Origin of the sequence: Micromonospora sp. NPDC005172 (assembly GCF_040608555.1) — a bacterium.
In the GTDB taxonomy this organism is placed as follows: domain Bacteria; phylum Actinomycetota; class Actinomycetes; order Mycobacteriales; family Micromonosporaceae; genus Micromonospora.
Map to the genome: position 1 here is coordinate 16,184 of NZ_JBEXIL010000063.1, position 14,088 is coordinate 30,271.

A 14,088-nucleotide genomic window follows, 5' to 3' on the forward strand; every position below is an offset into this window, starting at 1 on the left:
TGGTCAGCGCGTCCCGCGCCGTGCGGTGGCGGCCCGCGCTGGTGGAGTGAGGCGGGGCACCACTGCGGGATCGAGGTCGAGCTGCGCCCACGCGCCGGGGCCGGTGTGCAGCTCCACCCGACGCAGCGATCCGTCCCGAGCGATCCAGTAGCGCAGTCGTGCGTCCGCCACGCGGAGTTCCACCACGTCCACGGTCCGTCCGCCGGCGAGGTCCTCGCGGACGCGCACGGGCACGCCCCGCCGTGCCAGCGGACCGGCGGCGCCCACTGCGGCGTCGACCAGCAGGTCCAGGTCGTCCCGGGCGGACCGGGTGGTCCGCCAGGCGCCGGCGGGGACCGGGAACGGAGGCCGCCCGGGTGTCTCGGCGGTGCCACCACCACCTGCTTGGGCCGGTACGTCCGTGCGGGACAGACCTGCGGCGTCGCGGTGCAGCAGGGTCCGGCGACCGGGTACGCCGAGGTCGGCGACCGCCACGTAGGCGGTGCGCGCGGTCCAGCTCAACCAACCGGCGCCCCGCAGGTTGACGTCGACGCCCACCGGCGCGGCCAGCGTCAGCGTGGCGCCGCCCTGGCCGCGCAGCCGGGCCGGCAGGGCGTCCAACCGCCGCTGCTCGGCGTTCGTGAGCGCCCGTGGCAGGCCGGGTCGGCCACCGAGCGCGTCCACCGGATGCAGGGTGGGACGGTCGATCCGGTCGAGGAGCACCGTGACCGGCCCGACATCGGGCAGCCGGGTCACCAGCTTGTGCAGTCGGCCGTCCCGGTCGAGCCAGTAGCGGGTCGACGCGTCCGCTCGGGTCGCCGCCGTGCTGGCCGGTGCGGTGCTGTCGGGACCGGTCGTCGCGGGGGCGAGCGACGCCTGCAGGACGTCCAGCGTCCCGGCCGCGCCCACGTCCTGGGCGACCCAGCGGGCGTCGCCACCGCTCGGGGCCGGATCCGGACGGTCGGTGGCGAGGCCGAGGAGCAGGTCGAGGACCGGCGTCAGGCCCCTGTCGGTCGTCCGCTGACGCAGTTGCCAACGGTCCGCCGGTGGCACCAGCGGTGGCGCGGCCGGGGTGGGTACGGCGCTCGGGTCGGGCCGGACCACCAGGACCCCGCCCGTGCTCTGCAACAGGCCGCGGTCGGCACCCGCCCCCGGCCCGCCCACGTCCAGGTAGAGCAGGGGCCGCGACCAGTCCACCCAGCCCACCAGTTCGGTACGGGCGGCGCCGTCGCCGGCGGTGACGTGCACACCGGCGCGGAGGTCCCGCAGATTGGTGACGCGCATGGCGGCCAGCCGCTCGGCCTCGGCGACGGTCAGCGGTCGGGCCGGCGCGGTCGGCTTGGGCGTCCAGCTCAGCAGCCCGACGACCAGCGCCGCCGCCGACGTCACCGCGGTCAGGGCGAGCAGGAACAGCAGCGTACGGCGGCGGCGGGCCTGGGACCGTCCGGCGCTGTGACCCTCGACCGAGCGATCGCCGGGGTCGGGGGACATGTCGGCGCTGCGGTCCGCGGCGCCGGCGCGGGCGGTGTCGGAGGAGGGTGCCGGGGCTCCAGAGGTGTCCACGGATGTGAAACGGGCGGGACGGCACCGGGTGACGAGCGGGGGGCGTCGAGCAGGGGCGCTCGCGGCGGCCGGTCTGCGCCGTGAGCGCGACCACACGGGTGCGCACGCCGGACGAGCCGGGTGCTGCGACCGCTGTGCCGGGGGCGACCGGCTGTGATGACAGCCTGGCCGCCGGGCCCGGTCGGCCGCCGCGAGCGGCCTACATGAAGAGGGTAGTCCCGGTGACATGGGCCACACAATGGGAATATTGAAGCCGATCACGTACCCTGCGCGACGGCCGAACATGTCGGACCTGCGGCGTACCGTTGAGGTCATGGCGCTCGACATTCCTCGACTCGACGGCCGCTTTGAGGTCGTCAGCGAATTCCAGCCGGCCGGCGACCAGCCGGCCGCCATCGACGACCTTGAGCGCCGGGTGCGGCGCGGCGACCGGACCTCGGTGCTCCTCGGCGCGACCGGCACCGGCAAGAGCGCCACCACGGCGTGGCTCATCGAGCGGCTGCAGCGACCGACCCTGGTGCTCGCCCCGAACAAGACACTCTGCGCGCAGCTGGCCAAGGAGTTCAGCGAGCTGCTGCCGCACAACGCGGTCGAATACTTCGTGTCGTACTACGACTACTACCAGCCCGAGGCGTACATCCCGCAGACCGACACCTACATCGAGAAGGACTCCTCGATCAACGAGGAGGTCGAGCGACTGCGGCACTCGGCGACGATGTCGCTGCTCACCCGCCGCGACGTGATCGTGGTGGCGACCGTCTCGGCGATCTACGGCCTGGGCACCCCGGAGGAATACCTCAACCGGGCGGTCCGGGTCGAGGTCGGGCAGGATCTCGACCGCGACCAGTTGCTGCGGCGGCTGGTCGACATCCAGTACACCCGCAACGACATGGCCTTCCAGCGGGGCACGTTCCGGGTCCGCGGCGACACGCTGGAGATCATTCCGGCGTACGAGGAACTGGCCGTCCGCATCGAGCTGTTCGGCGACGAGGTGGAGAAGCTCTACTACCTCAACCCGTTGACCGGTGACGTGGTCCGCGAGGTCGACCAGTTGGTGATCTTCCCGGCGACGCACTACGCGGCCGGCCCGGAGCGGATGGAGCGGGCCATCCGCGACATCGAGGTGGAGCTGGCCGAGCGCCTCGCCGAGCTGGAGCGGCAGGGCAAGCTGCTGGAGGCGCAGCGGCTGCGGATGCGCACCACCTACGACATCGAGATGATGCGGCAGGTGGGCTTCTGCTCCGGCATCGAGAACTACTCGATGCACATGGATGGGCGGTTGCCCGGCAGCCCGCCGCACGCCCTGCTCGACTACTTCCCGGACGACTTCCTCACCGTGGTCGACGAGTCGCACGTGACGATCCCGCAGATCGGCAGCATGTACGAGGGTGACGCCTCCCGCAAGCGGATGCTCATCGACCACGGGTTCCGGCTGCCCAGCGCCGCCGACAACCGGCCGCTGCGCTTCGACGAGTTCCTGGAGCGGGTCGGCCAGATGGTCTGCCTGTCCGCGACCCCCGGCACCTGGGAGATGGACCAGGCTCAGGGCGAGTTCGTCGAGCAGGTCATCCGTCCCACCGGTCTGGTCGACCCGCAGGTCGTGATCAAGCCGACCAAGGGTCAGATCGACGACCTCATGCACGAGATCAAACTACGGACCGACCGGGACGAGCGGGTGCTCGTGACGACGCTGACCAAGAAGATGGCCGAGGACCTGTCGGACTATCTGCTGGAGAACGGCGTCCGGGTGCGCTACCTGCACTCCGAGGTCGACACGCTGCGCCGGGTCGAGTTGTTGCGCGAACTGCGCAAGGGCGAGTACGACGTGCTGGTCGGCATCAACCTGCTCCGCGAGGGTCTGGACCTGCCCGAGGTGTCGCTGGTGGCGATCCTCGACGCCGACAAGGAGGGCTTCCTGCGCAGCGGCCGTTCGCTGATCCAGACCATCGGGCGGGCCGCCCGTAACGTCTCGGGCCAGGTGCACATGTACGCCGACAAGATCACGCCGTCGATGGCGACGGCGATCGACGAGACCGACCGGCGTCGTGCCAAGCAGATCGCGCACAACGAGGCACACGGCATCAGCCCGGAGCCGCTGCGCAAGAAGATCCACGACATCCTGGACGACATCTACCGCGAGGCTGAGGACACCGAGAACTCCCGGGTCGGCGGCGCGGTCCGCCAGCTCTCCCGCGGCAAGGCCCCCGTCAAGGAGACCCGCAGCCGCAGCCGGTCGACCGCTACCACCACGTCACGGGAGGGGATGGCCCGCGCCGACCTCGCCCAGCTCATCCAGGAGCTCAACGACCAGATGCTGGCCGCGGCCCGCGAGCTGCAGTTCGAGCTGGCGGCGCGGATTCGCGACGAGGTCGCCGACCTGAAGAAGGAGCTACGCGGCATGGACGCCGCCGGCGTGAAGTGACGCCAGGGCCACCCTGGTCACCAACGGTACGGGGGGATGCGGGAAGGGCGGTCGGGGTGCGATGAGTCCGGTCGACGACGATTTGGTCATCGGGCTCCCCGAGATGCGGTTGCGCCCGTTCGTCGACCGGTACATCGGCTATCGGGAACGCGCCGACGTGCCGCTGGTCCGCCGGGAGCCGGCCGGCGTCTTCGTGGTGCTGATCCTGGGTTGGGGCGCGCCGCTGGACGTTGTCGACCCGCGCAGCGCGGAGCGTGGGATCGAGCGGGTGGACTCGTTCGTGGCCGGCACCTTCGACGGTTGGTGCACCACCCGCACGGTGGGTGTGGGAGAGGGCGTCGAGCTGCTGTTGACGCCGCTGACCGCCCGACGCGTCCTCGGTCTGCCGCTGGCCGAGGTGGCCAACAGGGCAGTGGGCCTCGGGCAACTCCCCGGCGGTTGGCTCGACCGACTGCGGCACCGGCTCGCCGACGCCGCGTGCTGGCCGCAACGCTTCGCGCTCCTCGACACGGCGCTCGCCGACCGTCTGGCGGGGGCCCCTGCCGTCGACGCCCGCCTCGACTGGGCCTGGCGGCGGCTCGTGGCCAGCGGTGGGCGCGACGGTATCGGCGCCCTCGCCACCGAGCTGGGATGGAGCCGACGACATCTGGCGGCCCGGTTCCGGGAGGAGGTCGGGCTAGCCCCGAAGACGGCCGCTCGATTGCTGCGCTTTCAGCAGGCACACGCGGCGCTGCGCGGCGTCTCCGCCACGACCGGGCCGCGGCCCGCTGGGGCGGAGCGGGCCGTCGACTGGGCCGAGGTTGCGATCCGGTGTGGCTACTACGACCAGTCCCATCTCATCCGGGACTTTCGCCAGTTCGCCGGCACCACACCGGCGGCGCTGCTCGCCGCCCGCTCCACCGCCTGACGCGAGAACGCCGCCGGCCGAGAACGCCCCGCACGCCGAAAGCGCCGGCACGCCGAGAGCCGCGGCGGCCGACGATCGACTCGGGTTCACGGACGTCGGGGTGTCCCGCCCACGCCGACAGCCCCCGGACAGCGAAGACCCAACTGCGCCCGGCTGTCGAGGCGGCCGGGGGCGCAGGGTGGTGGTGCGTCCTTTGCTCTGCTTCAACCCAGGAAACGCTCGGTGTCCGATAATCGGACACCGCCTGTTTCCTCTACTGAAGCAGAGCAAAGGACGCCTGCGGCAGTGTCGCCCTGCCGGGATTGCAGGAACCCGGTGGCGTGGTGCGGGCTGCCCCGCGCGCTGGTCCCGCGCTGGTCCCGCGCAGGTCGACCCGCCCGGGTCACATTCGTCCAATCGGGGACGGACGTCGGAGCGGAGACTGGTCGGTATGCGAACCGTCTATCCGATCCTTCGTTACCCCGACCCTCGCGCCGCGATCGACTGGCTCTGTTCCGCGTTCGGTTTCCAGGTGCACGCCGTGCACGAGGCGCCGGACGGCACTGTCGCGCACGCCGAACTCGTCCTCGACACCGGCATGATCATGCTCGGTCCCCGGGTCGGCGCGGCGTCGCGGCTGGCCGACGACGACTGGTCCGTCTACGTGGCCGTGCCGGACGTCGACGCCCACTGCGCTCAGGCCCGCGCCGCCGGAGCGGACATCACCCGGGAGCCGTTCGACACCGACTACGGGTCCCGGGACTACGCCGCCCGTGACCTCGCTGGCATCCCGTGGTCATTCGGCACGTACCGGCCCTGAGGCATCACCGGCCCTGCGCCACTACCCGGCCCTGAGCAGGGAACATCGGCCTGCCCGACATCGGATGCCCCGGCTCCGCACGATCACCTCGGTTGCGGTGCGCAAGCGCGCTATTGCACTGGGTGATCGTCCTGCGTACTCTCCCTCGATGGGGAGGCGGGGATGCCGTTGCCAACAAGTCCTGTCATTCGACGCGCGCGGCTCGGCGCTGAGCTGCGTCAACTACGCCGACGCGAGGCGCTGACCCTGGAACAGGTCTGCGACCGGTTGGGCTGGGCCTCGACGTCGAAGCTGTCCCGCATCGAGCTGGGTCAGAGCCGGCCGGATCTCGCCGATGTGCTGGATCTGCTCGACGTCTACCAGGTGCCCGGGCCGGCCCGGGACGCGCTGATCGTGATCGCGCGGGACGCGGCCACGAGTCGCGGCTGGTGGAAGACGCTCGGCGAGATGAGCGAGCGGCAACGCGTGTACGCCGAGTTGGAGGCGGGCGCGGCCGACATCGTGGAGTACCAGCCGTCGGTCGTGCCGGGGCTGCTCCAGACGCCGGCGTACGCCCGTTCGCGGGTCGCCGCCGGCGTTCTGCTCAGTCCCGAGGTCGACGTGGAGGCCGAGGTGCGGGCCCGGGCGCTGCGCCAGGAGGTGCTGCGGCGGGCCGACCCGCCGCGCTACACGGCGGTGCTCGCCGAGGCGGTGTGCGACCCTGGTGACCTCCCGCTCGACACCTGGCGTGAACAGTTGCGGCACCTGGTGGCGGTGACCGGGCTGGCGCACGTGACGGTGCGGCTGCTGCCCCGCGGGGTGGCGGGCGGCGGGCTGCACCCCCTCACGCCGTACTCCTGGTATGCCTTTCCCGACCCGGCTGATCCCCGGACGGTGATGTTGGAGGCGTTGACCACCGACGTCCGCCTGGCGACCGTGCTCGACGTCGACAGGTACGAGCGGATGACCGAGGCGCTGCTGGCGGCGGCGTTGTCACCGGAGGAGACGGTCACCGCGTTGGCCCGCCGCGTCGGGCAGTGAGGCTCACCCGCGCGGCCACCGGGCCCGGCGCCCCCGAGACCGTCGGGACCGGCGACCCGCGCGTGCGGGAGGCACGATAACCGCGGGGTACGACAGCTCCACTCAGGCCGGTACGTCGAGGAAGTGCTCGACAAGCGGCGGTCCGGCGAAGTGTGGCCCGATGAGCGCGCGCCACTGCGCGAACCGGTCGGTGTCCCGGAAGTTCTTCTCGTGCGCCTCGACCGAGTCCCACTCCACCAGCAGCACGAACCGGGTGGGGGACTCGATGCCCCGGGTCATCCGGACCGACCGGCAGCCGGGCGTTCCGGCGAGCACCGGGCGACCCTGGGCGTACGCGGCGGCGAACTCGTCCTCGTGTCCGGGCAGTACGTCGATCAGCGCGACCTCAAGCACCATGCCGGCAAGCCTTTCACGGCTCGGGGTCGTGCGGGTGCCGCGGGGTCTGTTCCGGCGTCGACACACGCCCTAAGGTCAGACGACATGATCATCGACTGGCTCACCGGTACCGCCTTCCGGGTCGCCGGCGTCTGCACGACCTGGGCGGAGCTGCTGGGGTTCGTCACCGGCGTGCTCAACGTCTGGCTGGTGGCCCGGCAGCGCGTCGCCAACTGGCCGATCGGCATCGCCAACGTGCTGCTGCTCATGCTGCTGTTCTGGACGGCGGGGTTGTACGCCGACGCCGGGCTCCAGGTCGTCTACGTGGCGCTGGGCTGTTACGGCTGGTGGCACTGGTTGTTCGGCGGTGAGCGGCGGACCCGTCTCACGGTGAGTCGGACCGGCCGGCGGGAGTGGGTGGCGCTGGCTGTCGTCGGTGTGCTGCTCACCGGCGCGTTCTGGGTCCTGTTGGACCGGGCCACCGACTCGACGGTGCCGCTGCCGGACGCGTTGACGACGGCCCTGTCCCTGCTGGCGACGTACGGGCAGACCCGCAAGCGGGTGGAGAGCTGGTGGCTCTGGATCGCCGCCGACCTGATCTACATCCCGTTGTACGCCTACAAGGGGCTGCACCTGACGGCCGTGCTGTACGTGGTGTTCCTCGCCCTGTGCGTGGTCGGGCTGCGGGCCTGGCGGGCCGATGAGCGCCGGCTCGACGGGGCGACCCCGGTGCCGCCCGGTCCGGCGCCGGTGACCGTGTGAGCGGGACGGCGCAGGCGCGGCGGGCCGAGTTCGGGCACGGGATGGTGGTGGGAAAGTTCTATCCGCCGCACGCCGGGCACCACGCGCTGATCGCGGCGGCGGCTGCCCGCTGTGCCGCGCTCACCGTGGTGGTGGCGCCGTCGCGGCGGGAGTCGATCCCGCTCGAGGCCCGGTTGGACTGGCTGCGGGAGGTGCACGCGGACACGCCGTGGGTCCGGTTCGTCGGCCGGTACGACGACCACCCGGTGGACTACGCCGACCCGGCGGTCTGGGACGCGCACTGCGCGGTGTTCCGGGAGGCGGTCGGGTCGGAGAAGGTGGACGCCGTCTTCTCGTCCGAGGCGTACGGCGTGGAGTTGGCTCGCCGCTTCGGGGCCGTACCCGTGTCGGTCGATCAGGATCGGCGGACCGTGCCGGTGTCCGGGACGGCGGTGCGCGCGGACCCGGCGGGTCACTGGCGGTGGCTGAGCCCGCCGGTGCGGGCCTTTCTCGTGCGGCGGGTCGTGGTGGTCGGCGCCGAGTCGACCGGCACCACCACGATGGCCGAGGCGCTCGCGGCGCACTACGGCACCGTCTGGGTGCCGGAGTACGGCCGGGAGTTGACGGCCCGCAAGCTCGCCCGGCTGCGGGAGGGGTCGCCCGGTGCGACGGTCTTCGACGTCGGCTGGGACCGGGACGACTTCCGCGCGGTGGTTCGCGAGCAGCAGGCGGCCGAGGACGCGGCGGCTCGGTCGTCGGGGCCGTTGTTGTTCTGCGACACCGACGCGCGGGCCACCGCGGTCTGGGAGGAGCGCTACCTGGGCAGCGCGTCGCCGCAGGTGCTCTCGGCGGCTCGTCGCCCGGCGCTGTACCTGCTGACCGACCACCGGGGCGTGCCGTTCGCCGACGACGGGTTGCGCGACGGCGAGCACCTGCGGGCCTGGATGACCGGGCGGTTCCGCGACGAGTTGGCCGCGTCCGGCGTGCCGGTGGTGGAGTTGACCGGGCCGCACGCCGAGCGGCTGACGCGGGCCGTGCAGGTCTGTGACGCCCTGCTGGCCGCCGGCTGGTCGTTCGCGGAGCCGATCACCGCACCCGACACACTAGCCTCCTAGGACGACCAAGAGGGTGTGTGATGGGCACCCCATGCCCCAGGTGTGATCACGGCGCGTGGTGGGCAACAATGGACCCCGAGGAGGGGAGTATTCCCCCGTGACGAAGTCGTCAGCACGGACGATCGCCGGATTCTCGACGGTCGGCCCGGCTTCGTCGGTCGCCGTCCCGTTCGCGGGCCGGGGGCGGAAGAGACCTCCGACAGTCACCAGAGTGAGCGACAGCGGCACGCCGGCCCCGGCAGGGGCGTACGGTGTGCCCGACGCCGCGTGTCTGCCGGAGGAATGAACGTTGGACGTGTCCGGATTGGTGTGGGCGGGAACCCTCGTCGCACTGTCTGCGGTGCTGCTCGTCGACCTGTTGATCATCGGTCGGCGCCCGCACGAGCCGAGCGTGCGCGAGTCGAGCCTCTGGGTCGCCTTCTACGTCGGTCTCGCCCTGCTCTTCGGCGCCGGCGTCTGGCTGGCCTCGGGGGCCAGTTCGGCCGGGCAGTTCTACACCGGCTGGCTCACCGAGTACAGCCTCTCGGTGGACAACCTCTTCGTCTTCGTCATCATCATGGCCCGGTTCGGGGTGCCCCGGCAGTACCAGCAGAAGGTGCTGCTCATCGGCATAGTGCTGGCGTTGGTGATGCGCGGCGGGTTCATCGCCGCCGGCGCGGCGTTGATCTCACAGTTCTCCTGGGTCTTCTACATCTTCGGCGCGTTCCTGATCTACACGGCGGTCAACCTGGCCCGGCAGGGTGAGCCGGACGAGGACGAGTTCTCCGAGAACCTCCTGATCCGGTGGAGCCGCCGAGCGCTGCCCATCTCCAAGGGCTACGACGACGCGAAGCTGACGACCCACGAGAACGGGCGGCGGCTGTTCACCCCGATGCTCATCGTGATGATCGCGATCGGCACCACCGACCTGATCTTCGCGCTGGACTCGATCCCGGCGATCTTCGGGATCACGCAGGAGCCGTACCTGGTCTTCACCGCGAACGTCTTCGCGCTGATGGGTCTGCGTCAGCTCTACTTCCTGCTCGGTGGCCTGCTCGACCGGTTGATCTACCTCAGCTACGGGTTGGCTGTCGTGCTGGGCTTCATCGGGGTCAAGCTGGTGCTGGAGGCGCTTGCCGACAACAACCTGCCGTTCATCAACGGCGGGAAGCACGTCGCGTGGGCGCCGCACATCCCGATCTGGCTGTCCCTGCTGGTCATCATCGGCACGCTGGGCATCGCCACCATCGCCAGCCTGGTCAAGTCCGCCCGCGACAGGCGTCGCGAGTTGGCCGAGGCCCGACGCTGAGGCTCAGGGCCGGGCGCGGGCCGGTCAGACCCGGTGCGCGCCGACGAGGGTGGCCGTACGGTCGGCCGGCAGACGCTCCTCCAGCACCCGACGCCGCCGGTAGCAGGCGTGCAGCATCCGCCGGTCCGTCGGGCCGTCGGCCACGGCCGTGACGATACCGATGTGGTGGATCTTCCGGCCGGGCCGGGCGAAGAAGTAGAGGTCGCCGGGGCGCTCCGCGCCCAGCGTCAGGGGGGTCGTCGCCACGGCCTGGTCGTCGGCGTCGCGGGGGAGCAGCACGCCGAACCGGCGCCAGGCCAGGTGGACGAGGCCGGAGCAGTCGATGCCGTACGTCGAGAGTCCGCCCCAGATGTAGACCACGTCCAGCAGCCGCTGGGCCACCGCGAGCGCGTCGGCGGCGCTGGGCGGCCCGGTCTGCGCCGGGGCGAGGTGTCCGTCGGGCAGCCAGAGCGGCGTGGGCTGACCGGGGACGTGGACCTCCCGCCAGCCCTGCCGGGACGGGCCGGCCGGGACGAGGCGGGTGCCCACGACGACGCCGGGCAGCACCACCGGCCCGTCCGGACCGGCGTGCAGGTCGGTGACGGTGGCGTCGACCACGAGCGGGTCGCCGCCGACGGTGGGATCCGCGGGGGTCAGCTGGTCGGCGGGGAGCCAGCCCGGGTAGCCCCGCGGGTCGAGCTTGGCGGCCGGCTGCTCGACGGCGACAACCCGCACCCAGCCGTCCGGGCGCACGTCGTCGACGAGCACCCGCTCGCCGAGCAGGAGTTGACTCAGCACACAGTCGCCGACCTGTTGGTCGGTGTCCAGACCGGAGACCCAGGTCGGGATGTCGACATCGGTCCTGAGCGCGGGACCGTCGACCGGCCGCACCGCCTCCGGGGATGACCACAGCGTCGCCACCGCGACCCGGACGACGGCCTCGCGGCCCGGTTGTAGCTGCACGTCGACCCCCAGCTCGTGTCGGCTGTCCGGGGGAAACCCTATGAAGAAAACCGCCGATCCTCAACCACGAGTCTGCATCTTTACTTCAGCCAGGCCGGAAATGCCGAGGCCAGGGGCATCCGGAAGGACTACCGTCGGCCCCTCGTAGCGGATTCCGCCCTGCACCGGCGACCAGGCCAGCCACCAGGCGGCGTCCAGGTCGGCGACCGCCGTGGTGCCGTACGCCGCCACCAGGCTCGCCGCCGCGCCGATGCCGACCTGACTCTCCATCATCGACCCGACCACCGTGCCGAGCCCGTGCGCGCGGGCCAACTCCAGCAGCGTGCGCGCCGGGTGCAGCCCGCCGCACTTGGCCAGCTTGACGTTGACCAGGTCGGCGGCCCGGCGGCGGATCACCTCCACCAGGTCGCGGACCCCGAAGACCGCCTCATCGGCCAGGATCGGCACCGACACCCGGTCACTGACCCAGGCCAGCCCGTCCAGGTCCCAGCGGGCCACCGGCTGCTCGACCAGCTCCACGTCCAGCTCGGCGTCCTCGATGCCACGGATCACCCGGACCGCCTCGCGCGGTGTCCAGCCCTGATTGGCATCCAGCCGGATCCGCACTCCGGCGCCGACCGCCCCGCGCACCGCCCGTACCCGGTCCAGGTCGCCGGCCGCGTCCGTGCCGACCTTGAGCTTGAGCACGCCGAAACCGTCGGCCCGCCGCTGACGCGCGGCCGCCGCCAGGTCGACCGCGTCGCCCGCGGCGAGGGTGACGTCCGTCGGGACGCGCAGCGCCGTGCCGCCGAGCAACCGCACCAGGGGTACGCCCAGACGCCGCGCTGCCAGGTCGTGCAGCGCGACGTCCACCGCCGCCTTCGCCGCCTCGTTGCCCACCACCGCCCGCTGCACCTCGCCGCAGCGGGCCACCAGGTCGTCCGGGTCGCGTCCGGTGAGCAGCGGACCGAGCAGTTCCTGCACGCACGCCTGCGCGCCGGCGACCGATGCGCCGGTGACCTGCCACACCTGCGGCGCCTCACCGAAGCCGGACCGACCATCGGCGTCGATGAGCTCGACGATCAGGGTGTCCACGGTGGTGGTGCGGCGCAGCGCGGTGACGAACGGGGTGTGTAAGGGGGCAGAAACCCGGTGGGTGCGTACCGCCGAGATCGTCATATGGGGCACCCTATACACAGACAAGCGGCGGGAGGACCACGCGATGGTCATCGGGGACTGGCAGTTGGTGGGCGCGCCGAACGCCCGGGACCTTGGCGGCCTCGTCGGCGTCGACGGCCGGAAGGTGCGCGCCGGACGGCTGATCCGCACTCCGGCGCTGGGTCGGCTCACCGACGAGGACCTGCCAGTACTCGCGAAGCTGGGACCGGCCTGCGTTGTCGACCTGCGCGACGGCGCGGAGATCGCGCTCGCCCCGACCGACCGGCTGGCCGGCGAGCCGCGGGTGGTGCACCTACCGGTGCACGACCCCGAGCACCCCGTCTTCACGTACGTCTCGGCGGTGCTCGTCGGCCATGACCTCGACGCGTACGCCGAACTGGCCCGGCAGGGCACGGCGGGGGCGATGGCCGAGATCTACCGGTGGTTCGTCACCGGCGAGTCCGCCCGCGTCAACTTCGGCGCGGCGGTACGCCTGGCCGCCAGCCCGGACAACCTGCCGCTGCTGTACCACTGCTCGGCCGGCAAGGACCGCACCGGCTGGCTCACCGTCATCCTGCTCACCGCGCTCGGGGTGGACGAGGCCGCGATCCGGGCCGAGTACCTGCGCAACAACGCGCTCACCGACAGCCTGCGCGCGGTGATCATCGAGGCGATGCGCCGCCGCCAGCCGACACTTGACGTCGACGCGGTGCTACCGGTGCTGGAGGTCCGTGCGGCGTACCTCGACGCCGGCTACCAGGAGGTACGCCGGGTGCACGGCTCGTTCGACGCGTACCTGCGTGACGGTCTGGGGCTGACCGACGACGTGGTCGAGGCGTTGCGGGCGCACCTGCTGGAGTGAGTGCGTCGGGCTCAGAGGCGGTGCCGGTCGTCCCAGACCCGCGCCGAGATGCGCGCGATGAGTCGACAGGCGTCGTCGTCTCCGTCGTCCAGGTCGGTCGTGGTGCACACGGCGATCACGTACGGCGGGGCGTCGTCGGGCAGCACCACGCCGACACCGTGGCGCACACCACGTACCCAGCCGTTCTTGAGCGCGATCCGGATGCCCTCGGGCAGGCCGGCGGCCAGGTCCTCGCGGTGTTCCTGGGCGAGCAGCACGTCCAGCATGGCGGCGCACCCGGCCGGCGAGGCGAGGCGGCCGGGCGTGGTGGCGCCGCCGGCCAGCGCGCCCAGCAGGGCGGCCAGGTCGGCTGCGGTGACGGTGTTGGTGATGCCGACGTCGCGGGCGGCGAAGTCCTCGATGCCGCGGCCGGTGACGCTGTCCCGGGCGCCGGCCAGCGACCACACCTCGGCCACGGCGGGCAGCCCGACGTGCCCGATGACGAGGTTCGTGGCCAGGTTGCTGGACCGCACGATCATCCGCTCGGCGAGCCAGCGTAGCGACGCCGTGCCGCCGAGCCGGTCCCACACCGCGTCGTCGTTGTCGTAGTGCGGGGCGCAGGAGAACCGGGGCGCGCCGGGCTGGGCCGAGTCGAACTCGTTGACCACCGGGACGTCGGCGTCCAGGTCCAGGGAGCCGGCCTCGGCGGCGCGGTACAGCGCGGCCAGCACCGCCACCTTCATCGTGCTGGCGGCGTAGTGGCCGGCGCGGGCGTGCCGGGTCCAGGCCGGTGGCGCGTCGAGTCGACCCACGTACGCCGAGACGGTGCCCGGCACCGTGTCCAGATGGGCGTCGAGATCATCCCAGCTCATGCCGGTGACCGTAGCTGATCAACCGGCGCCGGGCGGACGTACCCCGGGCGGGGAAGCGAAGGGCGCGTCGGCCGCAAGCGGCCGACG

General features: G+C 72.1%; 13 protein-coding genes. 8 read left to right on the plus strand and 5 right to left on the minus strand.

Features of this window, described 5'->3' with window-relative positions; translation table 11 throughout:
- Positions 1-3: 3 nt before the first annotated feature.
- On the minus strand, positions 4-1,542 hold the full coding sequence (locus tag ABZV06_RS28685; protein ID WP_355625333.1) for a hypothetical protein: 1,539 nt from the start codon (positions 1,540-1,542) through the stop codon (positions 4-6).
- 313 nt (positions 1,543-1,855) lie between these two features.
- Here ABZV06_RS28685 and uvrB point away from each other — a divergent pair, with 313 nt between their 5' ends.
- The 4 genes from uvrB to ABZV06_RS28705 all read left to right on the plus strand — a co-directional run bounded on the left by uvrB (position 1,856) and on the right by ABZV06_RS28705 (position 6,690).
- Complete coding sequence (uvrB, locus tag ABZV06_RS28690) at positions 1,856-3,964, plus strand: excinuclease ABC subunit UvrB (RefSeq protein ID WP_355236937.1); 2,109 nt, start codon at positions 1,856-1,858, stop codon at positions 3,962-3,964.
- A gap of 61 nt (positions 3,965-4,025) precedes the next feature.
- Positions 4,026-4,871, plus strand: coding sequence for a helix-turn-helix domain-containing protein (locus ABZV06_RS28695; protein ID WP_355625335.1), 846 nt, complete (start codon positions 4,026-4,028; stop codon positions 4,869-4,871).
- Between the two features lie 430 nt (positions 4,872-5,301).
- Entirely contained in the window at positions 5,302-5,670 is a 369-nt protein-coding gene (locus ABZV06_RS28700; protein WP_355236943.1) for a VOC family protein, read from the plus strand.
- Positions 5,671-5,832: 162 nt separating this feature from the next.
- A complete protein-coding gene (locus ABZV06_RS28705) occupies positions 5,833-6,690 on the plus strand; it encodes a helix-turn-helix transcriptional regulator (protein WP_355236946.1) in 858 nt (285 codons plus the stop codon).
- A gap of 102 nt (positions 6,691-6,792) precedes the next feature.
- On the opposite strand, the gene ABZV06_RS28710 is transcribed toward ABZV06_RS28705, so the two are convergent.
- Positions 6,793-7,086: an antibiotic biosynthesis monooxygenase gene (locus ABZV06_RS28710; RefSeq protein ID WP_355625337.1), complete on the minus strand. Its 294-nt coding sequence runs from the start codon at positions 7,084-7,086 to the stop codon at positions 6,793-6,795.
- An 84-nt stretch (positions 7,087-7,170) separates the two neighbouring features.
- Between ABZV06_RS28710 and pnuC the strand changes: the two genes are divergently transcribed.
- From pnuC to ABZV06_RS28725, 3 genes are all read left to right on the plus strand, one after another.
- Positions 7,171-7,827: a nicotinamide riboside transporter PnuC gene (pnuC, locus tag ABZV06_RS28715; protein WP_355625339.1), complete on the plus strand. Its 657-nt coding sequence runs from the start codon at positions 7,171-7,173 to the stop codon at positions 7,825-7,827.
- Positions 7,824-8,921, plus strand: a complete 1,098-nt coding sequence (locus ABZV06_RS28720; RefSeq protein WP_355625341.1) for an AAA family ATPase — start codon at positions 7,824-7,826, stop codon at positions 8,919-8,921. Before pnuC ends, ABZV06_RS28720 begins: the two co-directional genes overlap by 4 nt.
- A 289-nt stretch (positions 8,922-9,210) precedes the next feature.
- Entirely contained in the window at positions 9,211-10,209 is a 999-nt protein-coding gene (locus tag ABZV06_RS28725) for a TerC family protein (protein ID WP_355236958.1), read from the plus strand.
- Between the two features lie 24 nt (positions 10,210-10,233).
- Here the strand turns inward: ABZV06_RS28725 and ABZV06_RS28730 are convergent, their stop codons facing one another.
- Together ABZV06_RS28730 and ABZV06_RS28735 are read right to left on the minus strand one after the other, a co-directional pair.
- Positions 10,234-11,151, minus strand: a complete 918-nt coding sequence (locus ABZV06_RS28730) for an NlpC/P60 family protein (protein ID WP_355236960.1) — start codon at positions 11,149-11,151, stop codon at positions 10,234-10,236.
- Between the two features lie 60 nt (positions 11,152-11,211).
- The gene (locus tag ABZV06_RS28735; RefSeq protein WP_355236963.1) at positions 11,212-12,309 is read right to left on the minus strand and encodes a dipeptide epimerase; all 1,098 of its coding nucleotides are present in this window, start codon (positions 12,307-12,309) and stop codon (positions 11,212-11,214) included.
- Positions 12,310-12,352: 43 nt separating this feature from the next.
- On the opposite strand from ABZV06_RS28735, the gene ABZV06_RS28740 reads away from it, so the two are divergent.
- The gene (locus tag ABZV06_RS28740; protein ID WP_355236966.1) at positions 12,353-13,150 is read left to right on the plus strand and encodes a tyrosine-protein phosphatase; all 798 of its coding nucleotides are present in this window, start codon (positions 12,353-12,355) and stop codon (positions 13,148-13,150) included.
- Between the two features lie 11 nt (positions 13,151-13,161).
- Here the strand turns inward: ABZV06_RS28740 and ABZV06_RS28745 are convergent, their stop codons facing one another.
- Positions 13,162-14,001 (minus strand): serine hydrolase, encoded by an 840-nt coding sequence (locus ABZV06_RS28745; protein ID WP_355236969.1) that lies wholly within the window; start codon positions 13,999-14,001, stop codon positions 13,162-13,164.
- Between the last annotated feature and the right edge of the window lie 87 nt (positions 14,002-14,088).